We start from the raw sequence: 19,507 nt of genomic DNA, 5'->3' as shown, positions 1-19,507 counted from the left end.
GGTTTAGCGGGCGCCTACCCTGTTTTGACATGATCAGCCTAAGTCCGGCTCGGTCAGTCGTCGATCCCGCTACGCTCCACACCTGCGACGATGAAGCGCTGCAGCACGACGAACACCACCAGCAGCGGCAGGATCGACACGGCCGCAGCGACGAACAGTTCATGCAGGTTGACGGTCTGCCCTGTGGTGAACGTGGACAGCGCCACCTGCACCGTCCAGGACTGCTGGTCCTGGCCGATGACCAGCGGCCACAGGAACGAGTTCCAGGAGCCGATGAAGACGATCGTGCCCACGGCGGCGAAGACCGGGGCGGAGTTCGGCACCACGATTCGCCAGTAGGTACGCCAGTAGCCGAGCCCGTCCACCCGCGCGGCGTCCTCCAACTCCTGCGGAAACCCCAGGAAGTACTGCCGGAACAGGAACGCGGCGAACGCGCTGAACAGCGTGGGGACGATCAGCCCGCGCAGCGTCGAGACCCAGCCGAGCGACGAGACCAGCACGAAGCTCGGCACGAAGGTGACCGCCGACGGGATCATGAGGGTGCCGAGGATCCCGTAGAAGACCTGGTCCGCCCATGGGTAGGGGATACGGGCCAGACCGTATCCGGCCAGCGATGCCAGCAGCAGTGTTCCGGCCGTGGTCGCCACCGCGATCTGTGCGGAGTTCCACAGCGCGTGCAGCATCGGCACCGACGGGTCGTCGAACAGCTCGCGGAGGTTGCCCCACTGCAGGTGCCGTGGGAAGAAGGTCCAGTTGGGGGCGGTGATGTCGGACTCGGTGGCCAGGCCGTTGCGTACCAGAAGGTAGAAGGGGACCAGGAACAGCACCGCGAGCGCGACCAGGATGACCAGCCGCAGGGCCCGCGCGAGCCCGCGCAACCCGGTGTCCATCACGCCTCCTTGCGGCCGAGACCGAACCAGCGGGCCTGCACCACCGTGACCACGGCGATGATCAGGGCGAGGATCACCGCGCCCGCGCTGCCAAGACCGAGGTCCTGCCCCTGCCCCAGGGCCACGTAGTACAGGTAGACCAGCGGCGGCCGGGCGTACGGCGGGTAGCCGCGCGCGGTGGACAGCAGGTTGTAGAACTCGTCGAACGCCTGGAACGCGTTGATCACCAGCAACAGCAGCACCGCCACCGAAGTGGCCCGCAGCTGAGGGAAGGTGATGTGCCGGAAGACCTGCCAGCCGGGCCGGGCGCCGTCCACCGCCGCCGCCTCGTACAGGGTGCCCGGAATGCGCTGCAGCCCGGCCAGGAACAGCACCAGGTAGAAACCGGCCTGAAGCCACAGCCGTACGGTCACGATCACCACCCAGTACCAGGGCGGACGCGTGGTCGACAGCCAGGCGGCCGGATCCGCGCCGAACCAGCCCAGCACGGTGTTCGCCAGCCCGAACCGCACCCCGTTGAAGACCGACAGCTTCCAGATCATCGAGGCGACGACATAGGAGCAGGCGGTGGGCAGGAAGAACACCGAGCGGAAGAAGGCGCGGGCGAACCGCAGCCGGTTGACCATCAGCGCCAGGGCGAGCGAGAGCGCGTAGGTCGCGGGGACGATGAACAGCGAGAAGACCGCGAAGGTGGCCAGGCTGGAGGTGAAGGCCGTATCGGACAGCATTGAGCCGTAGTTGGCGAAGCCGACGAAGTGCGTGGGCGTCACCGTGTTGTGGGCGTCGAAGAAGCTGAGCCCGATGCTCCACAGCAGCGGGATGTACGCGAACACCGCCAGCCCGATGACAAAGGGGCCGGTGAACACCCAGAACCACAGATACCGCCGCTGCGGTCCGAGCAGCCGGGACAGCACCGGTTCAGCCCGTCTTCCGGCGGACGCGCTGGAGTTCGGCGTTCGCCGTCGCCACCGCCGCTTTGACCTGCGCCGCCGGGTCTGCGCCGTCCTTGATGATCCGGCTGACCGCGTCCTCCAGCGCCACCTGCGACTTGGGCGTCCACAGCAGCGGAAGGGCGTGCCCGTGGTCGGTGCTGAAGCGCACCGCGTCGGCCGCCGGGCCGGAGCGCAGCTTCGCCGCCTTCTTCGCCAGCGAGATCCGGGCCGGGATGTGGAATCCGTAGGAGAGCGCGAAGTCCCCCTGGTATTCGGTGCGGTCCACCCACAGCCACTTCGCGTACGCCTTGGCCGCGTCGATGTGCTTGCCGCGGGCGCTGACCGACGAGGCGTAAGCGCCCACCGGTACGGCAGGGCGCCCCGCCGAACCGTCCCTGGGGAACGGCAGCACGCCGAAGTCGTCGCCGAGCGCCTTGCTGATCTGCGGCAGCGCCCACAGGCCGGACCACTGCATCGCGGTCAGACCCTGGGTGAACGCCGAGGGATCGGACCAGTCCGCGGGCGCGCCGAGCAGCAGTGACCCGCTGGCGTACAGGGTGTGCAGCTTGCCCAGGGTCTGGGCGGCGGCCGGGTCGTCGAAGCCGGTCCTTCCGTCGTCGGTGACGAGTTGCAGCCCGGCCGCGAACAGCGGAAGGCCGCCCTGGCCGAGCACACCGGCGCCGCCGTCGTTGCCGAGGAAGAGGCCCTTGGTGTCCTTGGTGGTCAGTCTGCGTGCCGCGTCGACCAACTCGTCGAGCGTCTGCGGCGGTCGCACCCCCGCCCTGTCCAGCAGGCTCCTGCGGTAGTAGAGCAACTGCATGTCGATGACCTGCGGAATGCCGTAGACCCTGCCCTGGTACGTCTTCGGGGCCAGGACCGCGGGATTGAAGTCGGCGCGGGCGTTCTTGATCTGCTCGGTGAGATCGGCGACCTGACCGCCCTGGATCTGGTCGATGGAAGGCCCGTTGACCTCGAAGACATCAGGTCCGGCGTCGGTGAGCAGGGCGGCGGCGGTCTGCTGGTCGTAGTCGCCGGGCCGCCACTGCACCGTGACCCTGGCCTGCCGGTACGCGGCCGCGTACCGCTGCACCGCCTGTTCGGTGCCCGCCTCGCCGTACTGGTGGTACCACTGCGACAGCGCCGGTCCGCCACCACCGGAACTCCCGCCGCCGCGGCCGGTGTTCGACCCGCAGGCGGCGGCGAGCGCGCCGGTGAGTGCGAGGCCGCCGCTCAGACCGAGCAGACGGCGCCGGGAGAGCATGGGAAGCGTGCTGTGCTGCGGCTCCGACATGGTCAAGAAGTATCGTCCGGGTGCGTGTAACGTGCATTGCGAATGCGTGAAATGGCTCAGTGCCAGTGCGTCGCGAAGGCCCGGGCCGGGTTGGCGACGAAGAACGCGTCAGCGCTCTGCTCGCCCAACTCACGGGCGATGCGCGGCCGGAGCACGCGCAGCAGGAACGGGATGCCGGGACCGCCCCCGGTGGCGGCCCGCGCCGCGGCGGTCGTGGTGTCGCCGCCGATCAGCACCTGGTCCGTGTGGCCTGCCTCGGCCAGCGCCACCAGCGCGTCGAACAGCCGCCAGTCCGTCGCGTGGTTGGCCCGCGACGGCCCGTCAAAGGCGAGGAAGGCGCCGGATCGCGCCGCCTCTCGATGGACGCGCAGATCGGGCGAGCGGTTCAGATGGCCGAGGACCACCTTGGCCGCGGGCACCTCCAACTCGCCGCAGAGCAGGCCGAGTACGTCCAGCGGCGCGGTGCCGAGTTCGTGGTGCACGGCGATCGGCGCGCCGGTCGCGTGGTGCGCCTCGGCCGCCGCCGCCATCACCCGCCGGGCGTGCGTGTCGAGGCCGTGGAAGGCGCCCGCCACCTTGATCAGTCCTGCCCTGACCGGCTCGGCGGGGCCGTCCGGGTCCTCGTCCTGGCGTACCCCCTCGGTCAGTTCGGCGACGAAGAGCTCGGCCAGTCGGTCCATGACGCGGTCCAGTACGCCGGGCGTGCAGTGGGCGGCCTGGTGCAGACCGGTCGCCGCGATGACATGTACGCCGGCGTCGCGGGAGACCCGGGGGAGCGCGTCGGTGCGGCGGCCGGTGCCGAACGGCGACCACTGCACGACCGCCCGCCCGCCCAGCTCGCGGAAGGCCCGCAACTCCCGGGTCGCCGCCAGCGGGTCGGTCAGCTCCTGACCGGGCAGCAGCGGACTGCGGAAGAACAGATGGTCATGGGCGTCGCAGACGCCCAGCTCGGCGGCGGGGATGTCGCCGAGCACGGTACGGACGGCGGCTGCCTGGGTGGTCTGCTCCATCGGGCGCTCCGATCGAATGGCGAATGGCCGGGACACCCCCGGGCGGCGTAACGCTCAGACCGTTACACGCTATCAAGGGGTAACGGCTCAGGCGTTACGATTTTTCGGTGGACGATGAGGGATCGCTCGCCTTCCGGCTCGACTGCGGCGCTACCTGGCTCAACCTGCTGGCCACCAGCGGGCGGACGTTCAGTGACCGATCGGTGGAGCGGATCGCCACCGCGGAACGGCTGCGGGAGTGGTTGGAACGGTGCGAGCTGGCGCCCGTGACGCCGCCGACCGCGCGGGACGTGGCGGCGGCGCGGCGGCTGCGGGAGGCGCTGCGGGCGCTCGCCATGGCGACCGTGACGGGCGACCGGCCGCCGGCGGAGGTGGCGGCGCGGCTGGAGGAGTTCCTCGCCGGGCGGCCCGATCCGGTGCGACTGCGGGCCGCCGAGCGGCTCTCGCGTGAACCGCCGCCGGACGCCGGGGCGGCGCTGGCCCGGATCGCCCGGCAGGCGGTGGACCACCTCACCGGACCGGAGCGCGGCACGCTCGCGCTGTGCGGTGAGCACGACTGCCGTGCGGTGTTCGCCAACCCCGGTGGGCGGCGCCGCTGGTGCCCCGCGCCCGCCTGCGCGAGCCGCGGCCGGGTACGGGCGCTGCGGGCCCGCAGGAAGGCGGCGGAAGAGGGCTGACCGCGGCCGGTCCGTGGCGGCGGCCGCTGGCGACCAGATGCTGACGACGCCCGGCAGCTCCGCCAACTCCGAGGCCAGATGGTGCCGCCGATGAAGTCGATGCCGGAGATGATCTGCGCGGCCACCCGGGAGGGGGCGAAGGAGACGTGGTCAAAGCCGAGGGCACCGTTGAGGCCGTGCTGGGAGACATCCATGAACAGCGCGCTGCCCACCCCGGCCGGCGTATGGGTCCGCGACCCGGCGCTCTTCTGCCGGATCGCGCGCTCCAGGCCGATCGGTGCGGCCGGCATCAGGGCGAGCCCCAGCTCGGTCAGCTGCCGCAGGCCCTGCCCTGTGCCCGGATCCCCCAGCGGCAGTGCGATCGGCTGCACGGTCACCTCTCAACCGAGGCTGTCCCATCGAGCCCATCCCCGGCCGCTGACATGTGATCAGGTGGACCCCGACTCCGACGGCCCGCAGATGCGCTCGTTCGGCCCGTTCGGGCACAACCCCGGGGTGCCGGGCCCCAGATGATCGGGAAGACTCCAGATGATGTCGGATATGTCTGAAGTGGGGAGATCTATGGGCCATGGGCGGGACGGGCCGTAAAGGTGGGGAAGGCTGGCTGCAAAGCTGAGTAAACCAATCCGAACGGATTTCCGTCTCCTCTCTTGAGAAGGACTGCCTGAAGCCTGAAGAGAGAGCGACGACCGTGGGACTCACGTCCAATGTGTTCTTCATAGTGCTGGTGATCATCGCGGTAGCGGTGGTCGCCGTGGCGCTATGGCTGTGGCCGCGCGCCGCGAGGAAGGGCCCGGTGCCGTGGCTCGGCCGCCTCGGGCTGATCGCGGCGACGCAGGGTGCCATCCTGTGCGTGGTCCTGGTCGCGGCCAACAACAACTTCGGCTTCTACTCCTCGTGGAACGACCTGCTCGGCAACCCCGACGGCCAGCAGATCATGGACGCGGGCCACACCAACGACGGTCGTCCGGTCACCCTCACCGTCAAGGGCAAGACCGACGCGGGGCTCAAGGGCGGCAAGACCAAGGCAGGCGAGGTCGAGGAGGTCACCTTCCGCGGCCCGTCCTCCGGACTGACCACCGACGGCTTCGTCTACCTGCCGCCGCAGTACTTCCAGAAGGGCCACGAGAAGGACAAGTTCCCGGTCGTCGTCGCCCTCACCGGCTACCCGGGCGTGGCGAAGAACCTGATCACCGGTCTGAAGATCCCGCGGACCGTCTCCGACGACATCGTGGCCAAGAAGATCAAGCCGACCATCTATGTGATGGTGCGTCCGGCCATCGTGCCCGGCCGGGACACCAACTGCACCGATGTGCCCGGCGGTCCGCAGGCGCTGACCTTCTTCAACCAGGACCTGCCGTCGGCCATCGCCAGCCAGTACCGTTCCGCCGACACCCCCGGCTCCTGGGGCGCCGTCGGTGACTCCACCGGCGGCTACTGCGCGTTGAAGTTCCCCATCACCAACCCCACCCGCTACGGCGCGGGAGCGAGCCTGTCCGGCGACTACTTCGCCCGTCAGGACCGGGACACCGGCGACCTCTACGCGGGCAGCGCCCAGGTGAAGAAGGAGAACGACCTGATCTGGCGGATGGAGCACATGCCCGCGCCGCCGGTCTCGCTCCTGCTGACCAGCAGCAAGAAGGGCGAGGACAACTACGGCCCCACCATGCGGTTCGTCTCCAGCGCCAAGGCGCCCACCAGGATCGACACGCTGATCCGCGACGAGGGCGGCCACAACTTCAAGACCTGGAGCGCCGAGTACCCGGAGGTAATTCTCTGGCTGGACAAGCGGCTCTCGGCGAATTCCCAGCAGGCACCGGCCCCGCAGTCACCCCAGCCCTAGTCCCCAGCCCTAGTCCCTAGTCCCCGGTCCGTGGACGGCGTCGCGGCTCATTCGCTTATTGGGTAATCGCGTGGTCATCGAGTCCTGGGAAACAGAAGCCCCCAGTCGCCGGTGGAAGACCGGCGGCTGGGGGCTCCTCGGGATGGCGGTCAGTGGTTGCCCACGCCGTTCCCGGACAGAACCGGGATGTTGTCCAGGATGTGCGACAGCGGGGCGTCGCCCTGCTCGAAGCTCGAGTTCTCGGCGCACGTCTGTTCGCCGTTCTGCGCCAGGAGGTCCTGCACCCCGAGCGCCAAGCCGGCGACGACCTGGACGTCCTTGATCGGAACAGCGACGCACGGCTTGTTGAGCGTGCCCTGGACCAGACCGATCTGGGGGCTCATGTAGCCGCCGGTGGTGGTGTTCCCGTACCGCTGCTCCGACCCGTTGCCGTTGGCGGCGTTGCCGCCGTGGTCGTCGCCGATGGCCATCGCGGGCCCGGCCGAGACGCCGACGATGGAAGTGACCACCGCAGCTGTAGCGAGAATCTTCTTGATCACGCGAGTTTTCCTTCCGATCCTGGAGCGCCCCACTACCGGAGCAGACTGCACAACTCCCACCGCAAGGGGAAGTTCCTATCGTTCACTCGCCTGGATCAATTCCACGCGCCGCCAGCGTGTGAAATTGTCGCAATGGAATGGGCTGATGTGTTCGCGTCCCCCCTCGCTGTCGCTCGCCGGCAGCAAGAAGGGGGAGGGGAACTTTCGCCTCACCATGGAGTTCGCGCCAAAGGCCAAGGTGCCGACCAGGATTGACGCATTGATCCGCGACGAGGGTGGCCGCCATTTCGATACCTGGCGTGCCGAGTATCCGGAAGTAATACCCTGGCTGGACAAGCAGCTTGCCGTGAACGCCCGGCAGGTGTCGGCCCCGCGGTCGCCGCAGGCATGGATCCGGGTCCGTGGAGGCTGTGGCTAATCCGCTCAATGGGCGATTTCGTGGTTGTCGCGTGTTCGGAAGCGGGAGCCCCCAGCCGTCGGCGGAAGGCCGACGGCTGGGCGGTTTCTCGGGATGGCGGTCAGTGGTTGGCCGCGCCGTTCCCGGACAGAATCGGGATGTTGTCCAGGATGTGCGACAGCGGGGCGTCGCCCTGCTCGAAGCTCGAGTTCTCGGCGCACGTCTGTTCGCCGTTCTGCGACAGGATGTTCTGCAGCCCGATCGCCGCGGCGGCCTGGACCTGGACGTCCTTGATCGGAACAGCGATGCACGGCTTGTTGAGCGAACCCTGGATCAGACCGATCTGGGGGCTCATGTAGCCGCCGGTGGTGGTGTTCCCGTACCTCTGCTCCGAGCCATTGCCGTTGGCGGCGTTGCCGCCGTGGTCGTTGCCGATCGCCATGGCCGGGGCGGCCGAGACGCCGACGATGGAAGTGACCACCGCAGCTGTAGCGAGAATCTTCTTGATCACGCGAGTTTTCCTTCCGATCCTGGAGCGCCCCACTACCGGAGCAGACTGCACAACTCCCGGCGCAAGGGGAAGTTCCTATCGTTCACTCGCCTGGATCAATTCCATGCGCCATCGGGGCGCGTAATTCCTGCAATGTAATCGGCTACCGTGTTCGCGTTTTGTCCCCATCCAGCGTCTACGTATCTGTAGACGCATCGGCTAGGGTGGCGGCCGTGCAGAACTTCATCGCGACCTTCGGCTACCTCGCGGTCTTCGTCCTCATGGTCGCCGAGTCGGCCTGCGTCCCGATCCCGTCCGAGCTGATCATGCTGATGGGCGGCGCGCTGGCCGCCGGTGCGGTTCCGGGCAGCCATCCCAACCTGGTCGGCGTGATCGCCGCCGGTGTGGTGGGCAACGTCGTCGGCAGCTACCTCGCCTGGGCGGTCGGCCGGTACGGCGGGCACGCGGCGCTGCACCGCTGGGGCCGCTACCTGTGGCTGAAGGACGAGGACATCGACCGGGCCACGCGCTGGTTCGAAGGGTACGGCTCCGCGGCCGTCTTCTTCGGCAGGATGCTGCCGGTCATCCGCACCTTCATCTCGCTGCCCGCGGGCTTCGCGAACATGCCGGCGGGCCGCTTCGGCCTCTACACCGTCGCGGGCTGCATCCCCTGGACCGCGGCGCTCGGCATCGTCGGCTACGCGGTGGGCCGCAACTGGCAGACGGTCGCCGACGACTTCCACGGACCGAGCTACGTCATCGCCGCAGTGGTGGCGGTGCTGGTGATCGCCGGTCTGCTCGTCCTGGTCCGCAGGCGCCGCGCGCAGGACCGTGGGCGGTCCTGAGCCACCGCCGGTCGGACAAGTAGGATCCTCGGGTGGCGTCTGAGGCAGAGGAACCCGAGGAGCCGCTGGTCACCATCGCGCCGTACGCGCCGCCACCGCCGGATCCACTGGACCGGCCGTGGGTGGGCCCGATGCTCGTCATCGGGGCTCCGGTGACCCTGGCGGTGGTCGTCTTCCTCTTTTTCCTGCTGCGCTGAGGTCTTCGCCGCCGGGCTGCGGGCGTCTCCCCTGGTCGTCCCGGGGTCGTCCCGGGGGCGTCGCTACCGCCGCGCCCCCGTATTCGCCGCGCGCAGCGCCTCCGTGACCCCGTGGTCCTTCGGGCCGAGCAGGCTCGGGTCGGGGTGCAGCAGCACGTTGTAGGCCGCCTTCGACGCCGCCGCCACCTCCCGTACCCCGCCGTAGTACCAGGTGGCGTCGTGCGTCTCGGCCAGCCCGACGCCGTACGCGGAGATGCCCGCCGCCTGGCACAGGTCCAGCGCGCGGCGGATGTGGAAGGCCTGGCTGATCAGGATGGCCCGGTCGACCCCGAAGATCCGCTTGGCGCGGGCGCAGGAGTCCCAGGTGTCGAAGCCCGCGTAGTCGAGCACCACGCGGTCGGACGGGACGCCGTGCCGCACCAGGTAGGTGCGCATCGCCCCGGGCTCGTTGTAGTCGACGCGGCCGTTGTCGCCGGTGACCAGCAGGGCGTTGACCTTGTGGGCCCGGTACAGCTGCGCGGCGGCCGCCAGCCGGTGGGCGAGGTACGGCGACGGCGTGCCGTTCACCAGACCCGCGCCGAAGACCACGGCGACGGGCGCCGCCGGGACATCGGCGACATCGCGCACCCGGGGCGCGGCCTGCGCGTACATCCAGGTGGCGGGCAGCAGCGCCAACGTACAGGCGGCGGCGGTCAGTTGGACGGTGCGCCGCCGGCCCCTGCGCGTCCTCGGCAGCACCGCCCGTATGCCCCGCCGGATCCGCGACCGCATCCCCATGATCCCCGTCATCCCCCGTCGTCTCGCCCACCGCAGATCATCGACGCGTTCGCCGGCGGGCCGGTTCCCGCGATGGCATGATGATGGATCATGGTCGTCGGCCGCCTGCCCGTTTTCGTGTACGGCACGCTGCGTCCCGGCGAGGCCAACCATCCGCGCCTGCTGCGCGGCCGCACCGCCGCCCAGACGCCCGCCGTGCTCGCCGGTGCGCTGCTGTACCAGGGGCCCGGGTACCCGTACGCCGTGGACGACCCGGGCGGCGGCGAGATCCACGGTGAACTGATCGATCCACGGCCCGAGGCGTACGAGGCGGTGCTGGCCGATCTGGACCGGCTTGAGGAGTACGTCCCGGGCGCGCCCGGCAATCTCTACGAGCGCGTCGTGCGCGAGGTGCGGCCGGCGGCCGGGGGTGTCCGGCGGGCCTGGGTGTACCTCGCCGCGACCGCGACCACGCGAATCCTGCGCGCCAACGGCGTGCGCATCCCCGGCGGTGACTGGAAGAGCCGTCGCGGATCCGGGGGCCGGGGGCACGAGTGAGGAACCGGGACCGGGCGGCCGCCGGAGGAACGCGGCGGCTGGTGGCCCGGGCCCCGGAAGGCGCAGGGGGCGAGAGCGCGCTACTCCCGCGACTGCTCGCGGGACCACTCCGCCTTGACGGTGAAGTTGGCCTCGGTCGCCGCACGGGCGATCACCGCCCCGGCCTCCGCGGTGATCTTGATACCGAACTCCACGCTCACCTTGTCCGGCGGCTGCGCCAGCGCCCGTACCTGGCCCACCACCGCGGTCAGCGCGGGCTGTACGCGCGCCAGAGTGCTCTGCAGGGTCTCCGCGGTCTGCCGTGCGGCGTCCTGGCCGCGGCTCACCCGGGCCCGCCGGTTCTCGTCGTCACCGCCGTCCGGCCCCTCGTCGGTCTCGACCACGATCACGCCGCCCCCGTCGAGCGGAATCCGGGTCAGTTGCCCCATCGCGACCTCCTGCGCTACGACCGGATATCCAACGTAGCGGCAATTCCCAACTCCCGTCCGGCAAGCGGCGCTTCGCCCTGGCGCCGACCAGCGGTGAACCGGACGATACGCCGTCGCAACGAGGGCGCAATTCGCCGCCGCAAGACTTGATCCATGACGGATGCGACGCCCGAGCCCGAGTCCGGTCCCGACTTCGATTTCGACGGTGTGTTCGACAGTACGGCGCAGCTCATGTCCTTGGTGACCCAGCAGCTCAGCGCGCAGCTGACCCGGATAGCCCCGCCCGGTCGGCGCGGAACCGGGCCCGACGAGCCCCGCCGGGCCGCCTGAGGCATGATCCGGGGCAACGGGGGCGATGCGCGGGCGCGGCTGTCGGTGCCTGCGGCTACCGTCGCAGTATGGACTGGAACCACCCGTTGACAGCAGCCGCTGGCGCCCCGTACGACGAAGCGGCCACCGAGCGCTGGGTGCCCGAGCCGGACAAGCGGCCGGGCCGCACCGCCTTCCAGCGGGACCGCGCCCGGGTGCTGCACTCCGCCGCGCTGCGGCGGCTCGCGGGCAAGACCCAGGTGGTCGACCCGGGTGCGGCCATGCCCGAGGTCAACACCAGTCCGCGCACCCGGCTGACGCACTCCCTCGAATGCGCCCAGGTGGGCCGGGAGTTGGGGGCGGCGCTCGGCTGTGACGCCGATCTGGTGGAGACCGCGTGCCTGGCCCACGACCTCGGCCATCCGCCGTTCGGGCACAACGGGGAGCAGGTGCTCGCCGAAGTGGCCAAGGAGTGCGGCGGCTTCGAGGGCAACGCGCAGTCGCTGCGGCTGCTCACCCGGATCGAGCCCAAGCGGTTCACCACCGACGGCGCGGGCGGCGTCTCCAGCGTCGGCCTCAACCTGACCCGGGCCGCGCTGGACGCCGCCACCAAGTACCCCTGGGGGCATGGCGACCACCCCACGGACCCGGGGTCCCGTAAGTTCGGCGTGTACGAGGACGACGAACCGGTCTTCAGCTGGCTGCGCGCCGGTGCCCCGGCCGGGCGGCAGTGCTTCGAGGCGCAGGTCATGGACTGGTCGGACGATGTGGCGTACTCCGTCCACGATGTCGAGGACGGGCTGATGGCCGGGCACCTCGACCCGAATCTGCTGCTCGCCGAGCCCGAGCGGCAGGAGATCTACACGGTCGCCACAGGCCGCTACGCGCCGGACGCCGAGCCGGGCGAACTGGCCGAAGCGCTGGAGCGGTTGCTCGACCAGGAGTGGTGGCCGCACGGCTACGACGGATCCGCTCTCGCGCAGGCCCGGTTGAAGGACGCCACCTCGCAGCTCATCGGCCGCTTCTGCCTGGCGGCCGAGCGGGCCACCCGGGACGCCTACGGCCCCGGACGCCTCACCCGGTACGCGGCGCAGCTCGTCGTGCCCCGGCGCGTACGGCTGGAGTGCGCCGTGCTGAAGGCGGTGGCCGACCGGTATGTGATACAACGCGCCGACCAGGCCAAGCGCCGGGCCGAGCAGCGCGTCGTCATCGCGGAGTTGGCCGAGGCCCTGGTGGCCAGGGCGCCCGAGGGCCTCGACCCGCAGTTCCGCGGGATGTACGAGACGGCGGACGACGACCGCGCCCGGCTGCGGGTGGTCATCGACCAGATCGCCTCCCTGACCGACAGCGCGGCCCTCGCCCTACACCACCGACTGGCGGCGTAGCGCCCTTCCGGCGGACCCCGCCCGGCCACCGCGGGCGGCGGCAGTCGCGCGACCGCCGGTCTGCCACGCCGTGGTCACTCGCCGCCGCGGCGGATTCATCGTGCCGCCGCAGCGGAGAGTCTCGTGCCGCCGCACTGGAGCCTGTTTTGTCGCCGCAACGGCGATCAGCCACGACAAGGCGCCCCGGCGGTCGCGCGATCGCCGCGGCGATGAATCTCTGGCCACCGCAGCGGAGCGCCTCGTGCCGCCGCAGCGGTGATCAACCCCCGTGCCACGGACCGGCGGTGCTGAACCAGCCGTACCCCGACGAAGCCCCGCCAAGCGGGCCCGGCCAGGAGATTCGATGCCGTAGCCGGGGGTGACCCGTCACCCCCGGCGTTGCACCATGGAGATCGACACAGGCCGGGCGGCCCGGCGGTGCGGCGCCCTTCACGCGGGCCGCGCCGTGCGGGACGCTCCCTGAAGACGGATTCGCCGGGGGATTCCGCGCGAGGAGGCGCACAGTGGTCGACGCACATCAGACGTTCGTCATCGTAGGGGCCGGACTGGCCGGGGCGAAGGCAGCCGAGACCCTCCGGGCCGAGGGGTTCACCGGCCGGGTGATCCTCATCGGCGACGAACGCGACCACCCCTATGAACGTCCCCCGCTGTCCAAGGGCTATCTGCTGGGCAAGGACGACCGCGACTCGGTCTTCGTCCACGAACCCGCCTGGTACGCCGGCGCGGACATCGAACTCCACCTCGGCCAGCCGGTCGTCCACCTCGACCGCGTCGCCAAGACCGTCACCCTCGGCGACGGCACCGCGCTGACCTACGACAAACTGCTGCTCACCACCGGAGCCGAGCCGCGGCGGCTGAACATTCCCGGCACCGATCTCGTCGGCGTGCACCACCTGCGCCGCCTCGCGCACGCCGAACGGCTGCGCGGCGTCCTCACCTCGCTCGGCCGTGACAACGGCCACCTGGTGATCGCGGGCGCGGGCTGGATCGGCCTTGAGGTGGCGGCCGCCGCACGCGAGTACGGCGCCGAGGTCACCATCGTGGAACCCGAGTCGACGCCGCTGTACGCCGCCCTCGGCCCCGAACTCGGCGCGGTCTTCGCCGAGCTGCACCGGGATCACGGGGTCCGGTTCCACTTCGGCGCCAGGCTGACCGAGATCACCGGCCAGGACGGCGTGGTGTTCGCCGCCCGCAGCGACGACGGCGAGGAGCATCCGGCGCACGATGTGCTCGCCGCGATCGGCGCCGCACCGCGCACCGCGCTCGCCGAGGCGGCCGGTCTCACCCTCGCCGCCCGCGCCGACGGCGGCGGTGTCGCGGTCGACGCCGCGCTGCGTACCTCGGAACCCGACATCTACGCGGCGGGCGACTGCGCCGCCGCCCAGCACCCCACGCTGGGCCTGCGGCTGCGGGTGGAGCACTGGGCGAACGCGCTGAACGGGGGGCCCGCGGCGGCGCGCTCGATGCTGGGGCAGGAGGTGTCGTACGACCGCGTGCCGTACTTCTTCTCCGACCAGTACGACCTGGGCATGGAGTTCTCCGGGCATGTGGCGCCGGGCAGCTACGACCAGGTGGTGTGCCGTGGAGATGTCGGCAAGCGGGAGTTCATCGCCTTCTGGCTGGGGCAGGGCGGCGAGGGGTTCCACGTCCAGGCCGCGATGAACGTGAACGTCTGGGACGTGACGGAGACCTTGCAGGAGCTCATCCGCTCCGGCCGCGCCGTCGACCCCGACCGCCTCGCGGACCCGGGCGTTGTGCTGACCGCCTTCCTGGAGTGATCGACGTGATCACCATCCCGGGCGCCGCTGTCAGATCTCGACCGTAGAATTCTGGCGTGGCGGGCAGGATCAGGGATGAGGATGTGAAGGCGGTTCGGGACGCGGTCCCGATCGACGCCGTGGTGTCCGAGTACCTTCAACTCCGTCCGGCGGGCGGCGGCAACCTCAAGGGGCTATGCCCTTTTCATGATGAGAAGTCCCCTTCTTTCCAGGTGAGTCCGAGTAAGGGACTTTTCTACTGCTTCGGTTGCCAGGAGGGCGGTGACACCCTCGACTTCGTCATGAAGCTCGACCACCTCTCCTTCTCCGAGACGGTCGAGCGGCTGGCCGCCCAGGCCGGGATCACCCTGCGGTACGACGAGGGCGGCTACACGCCCGGCCGCCAGCAGGGCGAGCGCACCCGGCTGGTGGAGGCGCACAAGATCGCCGCGCAGTTCTACGTCGACCAGCTCGGCGGCGCCGAGGCCGAGATCGGCCGGAAGTTCCTCGCGGACCGCGGCTTCGACCAGGCGGCCGCGAGCTACTTCGGCGTCGGCTACGCACCGGCGGGCTGGGACCACCTGGTCCGCTTCCTGCGCGGCAAGGGCTTCTCCGAGAAGGAACTGCTGCTCTCCGGGCTGGCCAGCGAGGGCCGCCGCGGTCCCATCGACCGGTTCCGCGGCCGCCTGATCTGGCCGATCCGCGACATCACCGGTGAAGTGATCGGCTTCGGCGCGCGCAAGCTGCGCGAGGACGACAACGGACCGAAGTACCTCAACACACCGGAGACCCCGCTCTACAAGAAGTCCCAGGTCCTCTACGGGATCGACCTCGCCAAGAAGGACATCGGCAAGTCCGGCCGCGCGGTGGTGGTCGAGGGCTACACCGATGTCATGGCCTGCCACCTCGCGGGCGTCACCACCGCCATCGCCACCTGCGGCACTGCCTTCGGTGAGGATCACATCAAGATCCTCCGGCGGGTGTTGATGGACAACTCCGGCTCGCAGGTGGTCTTCACCTTCGACGGGGACGCGGCCGGTCAGCGCGCCGCGCTGCGCGCCTTCGAGGACGACCAGAAGTTCACCGCCCGTACCTCCATCGCGGTCAGCCCCGGCGGTATGGACCCGTGTGAACTACGGCTCGCCGAGGGCGACGGGGCGGTGCGCAATCTCGTCGACCAGGCACTGCCGCTGTTCGACTTCGCCATCCGGTCAACCGTCGCCCGGCATAACCTGGACACCGCGGAGGGCCGCGCCGCAGCGCTGGAGGAGTCCGCGCCGATCGTCGCCGGGATCAAGGACGCCGCCATCCAGCACGAGTACGCCGTCGAACTCGCCGGGATGCTCGGCATCCTGGAAGTGGGCTTCGTGGTCCGCCGGGTCAGCCAACTCGCCCGCTGGCAGCGCGAGCGCCGTCGGCAGCCGGACCGCCGGCGCGCTTCCTCCCGTTCCGCGCCCGCCCAGCCGCAGGCCGCGCCGCGACCCACCGGCCCCCGGCTCGATCTGCGCAGCCCGCACCATCGTGTCGAGCGTGAACTGCTGAAACTCGCACTGCAGTACCCGCAGTTGGTCTCCCCGGCGTTCGACGCCTACGGCGAGGACGAGTTCACCGCGGCGCCCTATGCGGCGGTCCGCCGGGCCATCGCCGAAGCCGGGGGAGCGACGGCCGCCGACGCCGAATACCTCACCCGGGTGAGGGACGCGGTGCCCGATGACTCGGTGCGCGCGATGGTCACCGAACTGGCCGTCGAGCCGGTGATGCACAAGGCGCCCGACATCTACGCGGGCGAGGTGCTGGTGAGCGTACGGCTGGCGGCGGTCAAGCGCCGGGAGAGCGAGCTGCGGGCCGACCTCGCCCGCCTCGGCCCGCGCGCCGACCCCGCGCGGATCGGCGCCGTGCAGAACGAGCTGTGGGCACTGCAGCAGTACGGCAACCGACTGCGTCACCAGGGCGCCGCGGGCCTGTGAAACGTAGTCGGGTGAGCGCTGCGGGTAACGGGAACCGAAGAAACTGACCGCACACCCCTCGTAGTCGGGCGGTGTCGTACCGCACACTGGGTCCGGTGCCTGAGTCCTCGGAGCGCGGAACGCCAGAACCCCCCGGCCATCCGCTCACGGTGTACTCCCGGACGGACAGCGGCTTGGCCGTGCCCGTTCCGCTGCCGCACGCCTCCGAGTCCGTGACCGCGCTCAGTGTGGAGGCCGTCCCTGTGCAGACCCAGACCCTCGTCCCCCAAGCCGACCGTGCCACCGAACTCGCCCCCGTCGAAACCACGTTGGAACGTGTGCCTGAGCAAAGTCACGCGGCGGTGCACCCCGAGGCCGAGCCGGTACTCGACGGCGCGGGGACCGCGGTGCCCGACGTGAGCGAAGTGCCGGAGGCGGAACGCCCCTTCCAGGGCGAGGTGTCCGGCCCGTCGGCCGACCTCTTCCGCCAGTACCTCCGCGAGATCGGCCGCATTCCGCTGCTGACCGCCGTCGAGGAGGTCGAGTTGGCCCGCAAGGTCGAGGCCGGACTGTTCGCCGAGGAGAAGCTGAGCGGCGCCGCCGACCTGGACTCCCGGCTCGCCGGCGATCTCGACCAACTCGTGGTGGAGGGCCGGATGGCCAAACGCCGCCTGATAGAGGCCAATCTGCGGCTGGTCGTCTCGGTGGCCAAGCGCTACGTCGGACGCGGGCTGACCATGCTCGACCTCGTCCAGGAGGGAAACCTCGGTCTGATCCGGGCGGTTGAGAAGTTCGACTACGCGCGTGGCTACAAGTTCTCCACCTACGCGACCTGGTGGATCCGCCAGGCCATGAGCCGGGCCCTGGCGGACCAGGCGCGCACCATACGGGTTCCGGTCCATGTGGTGGAGCTGATCAACCGGGTGGTGCGCGTCCAGCGCCGACTGCTCCAGGAGCGCGGCTTCGAACCGGCCACCGCCGATGTCGCCGCCCAACTCGACCTCACCGAGGAGCGCGTCACCGAGGTCCTGCGGCTGGCACAGGAGCCGGTCTCCCTGCACGCGCCGGTGGGCGAGGAGGACGACGTCGCCCTCGGCGACCTCATAGAGGACGGCGATGCGGCGTCCCCCGTCGAGTCCGCCGCCTTCCTCCTGCTGCGCGAGCACCTGGAAGCCGTACTGTCCACGCTCGGCGAACGCGAGCGGAAGGTCGTACAGCTGCGCTACGGGCTGGTCGACGGCCGTCCCCGCACGCTGGAGGAGATCGGCCGGATCTTCGGTGTGACGCGGGAGCGGATACGCCAGATCGAGTCCAAGACGCTCAACAAGCTGCGCGACCACGCGTTCGCCGACCAACTGCGGGGATACCTGGACTGACCGCCGCTAGACGACCGCGAAGGCCCCCGGGTGCGTCTGGTCCCGTACCGCCCGGTACTGCTGCCGCACCGATGAGCCGGCGGCCAGTTCGTCACCCGGTTCGGCCACCCGGCTGCCGGAGAGCACCGCCGACTCCCAGTGCGGCGGATCCTGCGGCGACAGCGAGCCGTGCTGGACGCCCAGCGCCCAGGCCGCCTGGCGGGCCGCGCCCAGCGCCGCGTAGTCGGCGGGCGGGGGCACGACCACCGGCACCCCGAAGACCGCGGGTGCCATCGCCTGCACGGCCGGCAGCTCACCGGCGGGGCCGAGCAGGAAGACCCGGCGCACCGCCACACCGCGTCCGCGCAGCACGTCCAGCGCGTCAGCGAGCCCGCACAGCATTCCCTCGAACGCGGCCCTCGCCAGGTGCTCGGGCTTCATGCTTTCGCGCCGCAGACCCGCCAACAGCCCGGCGGTGTGCGGCAGTTGCGGAGTGCGCTCGCCCTCCAGATAGGGCAGCAGCACCAGCCCGTACGAACCCGGGGTGGACCGCAGCGCGAGTTCCGACAGGCCGGACAGATCGGTACCCAGCAGGTCGGCGGCGCCGCGCAGCACCCGGACCGCGTTACGGGTCTGCACCACGGGGAGGTGGTGGCCGGTCGCGTCGGCGAGCGAGGTGATCAGTCCCGAGGGGTCGTTCAGCGCCTCGTGGTGCACCGCGAAGACGGTGCCGGAGGCACCCAGCGCCACCACCGCGTCGCCGGGGCCGAGGCCCAGCCCGAGGGCGGCGGCCATGTTCTCCCCGGTACCGGCGGAGATCAGCAGCCCCTCGGGAGTGTGCCCGGCGGCCTCCGCGGGCCCCAGCACCTCGGGCAGCCGCACCCGGTGCCCGAGCGCGAGCTCCACCAGATCGGCGCGGTAGCCGCCGGCCGCCGCGGACCAGTAGCCGGTGCTGGACGCGTCGCCCCGGTCAGTGGTGCGCCGCGCCGGGCGGCCCAGCAGCTGCCACACCAGCCAGTCATGCGGAAGGAGTACCTCCGCCGTCCGCTGCGCCGAGGCCGGCTCGTGCTGGGCGAGCCAGCGCAGCTTCGAGACCGGATACGCCGCCTCGGGGACCGAACCGACCGCCTCCGCCCAGCCCGCGGGTCCCCCCAGCGCCTCGGTGAGGTCGGCTGCCGCGACCTGTGCCCGCCGGTCGTTGCGCAGCAGGACCGGACGTACCAGCACTCCGCCCGCGTCCAGCGCCACCAGCCCGTGCTGCTGCCCGGAGACGCCGATCGCCTGAACGCCCTCCAGCAGCCCGTCCTTGGCGGCCTCGCCGAGCGAGAGCAGCCAGGCCTGCGGATCGGCCTCGGTCTGCTTGCCGTCCCCTTCGGCGGGGTGTGGGGCGTACCCCTGCCGCAGCACGGCACCCGTGTCGGTGTCACATACGACGACGGTGGTTCCTGCGGTCGAGCTGTCCAAACCGGCGACTATCCCCATAGGGCCAGATCATGCCGTATTCGACCGCCGTCGCGAATCCGGGGATCAGGTGTTGCTGGTGCCCCAGTCGTCCTCGTCCGACATGCGCTGCTCGCGCAGCGAGCGCAGCCGTTCGCCCATCGATGCGGGCAGCCGTCCGTCGATCCGCGAGGCCACGGCGTCGGCGGCCTTTCCGGCCAGTTCCCGGCTCTGCTGGCCCGCGGACTCCACGGTGTTGCGCACCGCGGGGTTCTGCGCGATGCGCTGGGCGGTCTTGCGTAGCTGCTCGTACCGATCGCGCCCGGCGCGCGCCCCGAGCACATAGCCCACGGCGGCTCCGGCGATGAACGTCAGCCGATAGCGCATGACTCCACCCTTCCCTCGTTCTGGCGTACCTGGTGCGCTCCGCCAGAATGCACCGATCCGGCGCTCCGCGCCTAC

Annotated in this window: 21 protein-coding genes and 1 pseudogene; 11 read left to right on the top strand and 11 right to left on the bottom strand. The window is 70.7% G+C overall.

Annotated features, from left to right (window positions below):
• Positions 1-53 precede the first annotated feature (53 nt).
• The 4 genes from P2L57_RS20665 to P2L57_RS20650 are packed head-to-tail and all read right to left on the bottom strand — an operon-like array spanning position 54 to position 4,123.
• Complete coding sequence (locus P2L57_RS20665; RefSeq protein ID WP_275816661.1) at positions 54-890, bottom strand: carbohydrate ABC transporter permease; 837 nt, start codon at positions 888-890, stop codon at positions 54-56.
• Entirely contained in the window at positions 890-1,804 is a 915-nt protein-coding gene (locus P2L57_RS20660) for a carbohydrate ABC transporter permease (protein ID WP_275816659.1), read from the bottom strand. Before P2L57_RS20660 ends, P2L57_RS20665 begins: the two co-directional genes overlap by 1 nt.
• A 4-nt stretch (positions 1,805-1,808) precedes the next feature.
• Entirely contained in the window at positions 1,809-3,113 is a 1,305-nt protein-coding gene (locus P2L57_RS20655; protein WP_275816657.1) for an ABC transporter substrate-binding protein, read from the bottom strand.
• A gap of 56 nt (positions 3,114-3,169) precedes the next feature.
• The gene (locus P2L57_RS20650; protein ID WP_275816655.1) at positions 3,170-4,123 is read right to left on the bottom strand and encodes a phosphotriesterase family protein; all 954 of its coding nucleotides are present in this window, start codon (positions 4,121-4,123) and stop codon (positions 3,170-3,172) included.
• 107 nt (positions 4,124-4,230) lie between these two features.
• On the opposite strand from P2L57_RS20650, the gene P2L57_RS40265 reads away from it, so the two are divergent.
• Complete coding sequence (locus P2L57_RS40265; protein ID WP_275816653.1) at positions 4,231-4,800, top strand: CGNR zinc finger domain-containing protein; 570 nt, start codon at positions 4,231-4,233, stop codon at positions 4,798-4,800.
• An 83-nt stretch (positions 4,801-4,883) separates the two neighbouring features.
• Here the strand turns inward: P2L57_RS40265 and P2L57_RS20640 are convergent.
• Positions 4,884-5,171, bottom strand: a pseudogene (locus P2L57_RS20640) (MgtC/SapB family protein); the annotation flags it as partial.
• A gap of 320 nt (positions 5,172-5,491) precedes the next feature.
• On the opposite strand from P2L57_RS20640, the gene P2L57_RS20635 reads away from it, so the two are divergent.
• Positions 5,492-6,643, top strand: coding sequence for an alpha/beta hydrolase (locus P2L57_RS20635; protein WP_275816650.1), 1,152 nt, complete (start codon positions 5,492-5,494; stop codon positions 6,641-6,643).
• A gap of 149 nt (positions 6,644-6,792) precedes the next feature.
• On the opposite strand, the gene P2L57_RS20630 is transcribed toward P2L57_RS20635, so the two are convergent.
• The gene (locus P2L57_RS20630; RefSeq protein WP_275816648.1) at positions 6,793-7,182 is read right to left on the bottom strand and encodes a rodlin; all 390 of its coding nucleotides are present in this window, start codon (positions 7,180-7,182) and stop codon (positions 6,793-6,795) included.
• A 145-nt stretch (positions 7,183-7,327) separates the two neighbouring features.
• Between P2L57_RS20630 and P2L57_RS20625 the strand changes: the two genes are divergently transcribed.
• Positions 7,328-7,600, top strand: a complete 273-nt coding sequence (locus tag P2L57_RS20625) for a hypothetical protein (protein WP_275816646.1) — start codon at positions 7,328-7,330, stop codon at positions 7,598-7,600.
• A gap of 100 nt (positions 7,601-7,700) precedes the next feature.
• On the opposite strand, the gene P2L57_RS20620 is transcribed toward P2L57_RS20625, so the two are convergent.
• Positions 7,701-8,090: a rodlin gene (locus P2L57_RS20620; RefSeq protein ID WP_275816644.1), complete on the bottom strand. Its 390-nt coding sequence runs from the start codon at positions 8,088-8,090 to the stop codon at positions 7,701-7,703.
• A 212-nt stretch (positions 8,091-8,302) separates the two neighbouring features.
• Between P2L57_RS20620 and P2L57_RS20615 the strand changes: the two genes are divergently transcribed.
• Together P2L57_RS20615 and P2L57_RS20610 are read left to right on the top strand one after the other, a co-directional pair.
• Complete coding sequence (locus P2L57_RS20615) at positions 8,303-8,914, top strand: DedA family protein (RefSeq protein ID WP_275816642.1); 612 nt, start codon at positions 8,303-8,305, stop codon at positions 8,912-8,914.
• Between the two features lie 32 nt (positions 8,915-8,946).
• Positions 8,947-9,111 carry a hypothetical protein gene (locus P2L57_RS20610; RefSeq protein WP_275816640.1) on the top strand — a complete coding sequence of 55 codons (165 nt, stop codon included), beginning with the start codon at positions 8,947-8,949 and terminating at the stop codon, positions 9,109-9,111.
• Positions 9,112-9,174: 63 nt separating this feature from the next.
• Here the strand turns inward: P2L57_RS20610 and P2L57_RS20605 are convergent, their stop codons facing one another.
• Positions 9,175-9,888, bottom strand: coding sequence for a SanA/YdcF family protein (locus P2L57_RS20605; RefSeq protein ID WP_275816638.1), 714 nt, complete (start codon positions 9,886-9,888; stop codon positions 9,175-9,177).
• A 90-nt stretch (positions 9,889-9,978) separates the two neighbouring features.
• Here P2L57_RS20605 and P2L57_RS20600 point away from each other — a divergent pair, with 90 nt between their 5' ends.
• Positions 9,979-10,425, top strand: a complete 447-nt coding sequence (locus P2L57_RS20600) for a gamma-glutamylcyclotransferase family protein (RefSeq protein WP_275816636.1) — start codon at positions 9,979-9,981, stop codon at positions 10,423-10,425.
• 80 nt (positions 10,426-10,505) lie between these two features.
• On the opposite strand, the gene P2L57_RS20595 is transcribed toward P2L57_RS20600, so the two are convergent.
• Entirely contained in the window at positions 10,506-10,853 is a 348-nt protein-coding gene (locus P2L57_RS20595) for a CU044_2847 family protein (protein ID WP_275816634.1), read from the bottom strand.
• Between the two features lie 153 nt (positions 10,854-11,006).
• Between P2L57_RS20595 and P2L57_RS20590 the strand changes: the two genes are divergently transcribed.
• The 5 genes from P2L57_RS20590 to P2L57_RS20570 all read left to right on the top strand — a co-directional run bounded on the left by P2L57_RS20590 (position 11,007) and on the right by P2L57_RS20570 (position 17,626).
• On the top strand, positions 11,007-11,183 hold the full coding sequence (locus P2L57_RS20590; protein ID WP_275816632.1) for a hypothetical protein: 177 nt from the start codon (positions 11,007-11,009) through the stop codon (positions 11,181-11,183).
• A gap of 68 nt (positions 11,184-11,251) precedes the next feature.
• A complete protein-coding gene (locus P2L57_RS20585; RefSeq protein ID WP_275816630.1) occupies positions 11,252-12,547 on the top strand; it encodes a deoxyguanosinetriphosphate triphosphohydrolase in 1,296 nt (431 codons plus the stop codon).
• A gap of 503 nt (positions 12,548-13,050) precedes the next feature.
• Complete coding sequence (locus P2L57_RS20580; protein WP_275816628.1) at positions 13,051-14,325, top strand: NAD(P)/FAD-dependent oxidoreductase; 1,275 nt, start codon at positions 13,051-13,053, stop codon at positions 14,323-14,325.
• 56 nt (positions 14,326-14,381) lie between these two features.
• Positions 14,382-16,271 (top strand): DNA primase, encoded by a 1,890-nt coding sequence (dnaG, locus tag P2L57_RS20575; RefSeq protein ID WP_275816626.1) that lies wholly within the window; start codon positions 14,382-14,384, stop codon positions 16,269-16,271.
• Between the two features lie 95 nt (positions 16,272-16,366).
• On the top strand, positions 16,367-17,626 hold the full coding sequence (locus P2L57_RS20570) for an RNA polymerase sigma factor (RefSeq protein ID WP_372515810.1): 1,260 nt from the start codon (positions 16,367-16,369) through the stop codon (positions 17,624-17,626).
• 6 nt (positions 17,627-17,632) lie between these two features.
• Here the strand turns inward: P2L57_RS20570 and P2L57_RS20565 are convergent, their stop codons facing one another.
• On the bottom strand, positions 17,633-19,087 hold the full coding sequence (locus P2L57_RS20565) for an FGGY family carbohydrate kinase (RefSeq protein WP_275816622.1): 1,455 nt from the start codon (positions 19,085-19,087) through the stop codon (positions 17,633-17,635).
• Between the two features lie 45 nt (positions 19,088-19,132).
• Entirely contained in the window at positions 19,133-19,432 is a 300-nt protein-coding gene (locus P2L57_RS20560; protein ID WP_275816620.1) for a YtxH domain-containing protein, read from the bottom strand.
• Between the last annotated feature and the right edge of the window lie 75 nt (positions 19,433-19,507).

The sequence above is a fragment of the Streptantibioticus ferralitis genome, assembly GCF_029223525.1.
Classification (GTDB): Bacteria; Actinomycetota; Actinomycetes; order Streptomycetales; family Streptomycetaceae; genus Streptantibioticus_A; species Streptantibioticus_A ferralitis.
The sequence above is the reverse complement of the archived record's forward strand: the minus strand, read 5'-3'. Positions and strand labels throughout refer to the sequence as shown.

Bases quoted from the DNA above. Each gene is read 5' to 3' on its own strand.
- P2L57_RS20625 (WP_275816646.1), top strand. From the start codon at position 7,328: ATGTGTTCGCGTCCCCCCTCGCTGTCGCTCGCCGGCAGCAAGAAGGGG.
- P2L57_RS20585 (WP_275816630.1), top strand. From the start codon at position 11,252: ATGGACTGGAACCACCCGTTGACAGCAGCCGCTGGCGCCCCGTACGAC.
- P2L57_RS20655 (WP_275816657.1), bottom strand. From the start codon at position 3,113: ATGTCGGAGCCGCAGCACAGCACGCTTCCCATGCTCTCCCGGCGCCGT.
- P2L57_RS20590 (WP_275816632.1), top strand. From the start codon at position 11,007: ATGACGGATGCGACGCCCGAGCCCGAGTCCGGTCCCGACTTCGATTTC.
- P2L57_RS20605 (WP_275816638.1), bottom strand. From the start codon at position 9,888: ATGGGGATGCGGTCGCGGATCCGGCGGGGCATACGGGCGGTGCTGCCG.
- P2L57_RS20565 (WP_275816622.1), bottom strand. From the start codon at position 19,087: ATGGGGATAGTCGCCGGTTTGGACAGCTCGACCGCAGGAACCACCGTC.
- P2L57_RS20665 (WP_275816661.1), bottom strand. From the start codon at position 890: ATGGACACCGGGTTGCGCGGGCTCGCGCGGGCCCTGCGGCTGGTCATC.
- P2L57_RS20650 (WP_275816655.1), bottom strand. From the start codon at position 4,123: ATGGAGCAGACCACCCAGGCAGCCGCCGTCCGTACCGTGCTCGGCGAC.
- P2L57_RS20595 (WP_275816634.1), bottom strand. From the start codon at position 10,853: ATGGGGCAACTGACCCGGATTCCGCTCGACGGGGGCGGCGTGATCGTG.
- P2L57_RS20600 (WP_275816636.1), top strand. From the start codon at position 9,979: ATGGTCGTCGGCCGCCTGCCCGTTTTCGTGTACGGCACGCTGCGTCCC.
- P2L57_RS20560 (WP_275816620.1), bottom strand. From the start codon at position 19,432: ATGCGCTATCGGCTGACGTTCATCGCCGGAGCCGCCGTGGGCTATGTG.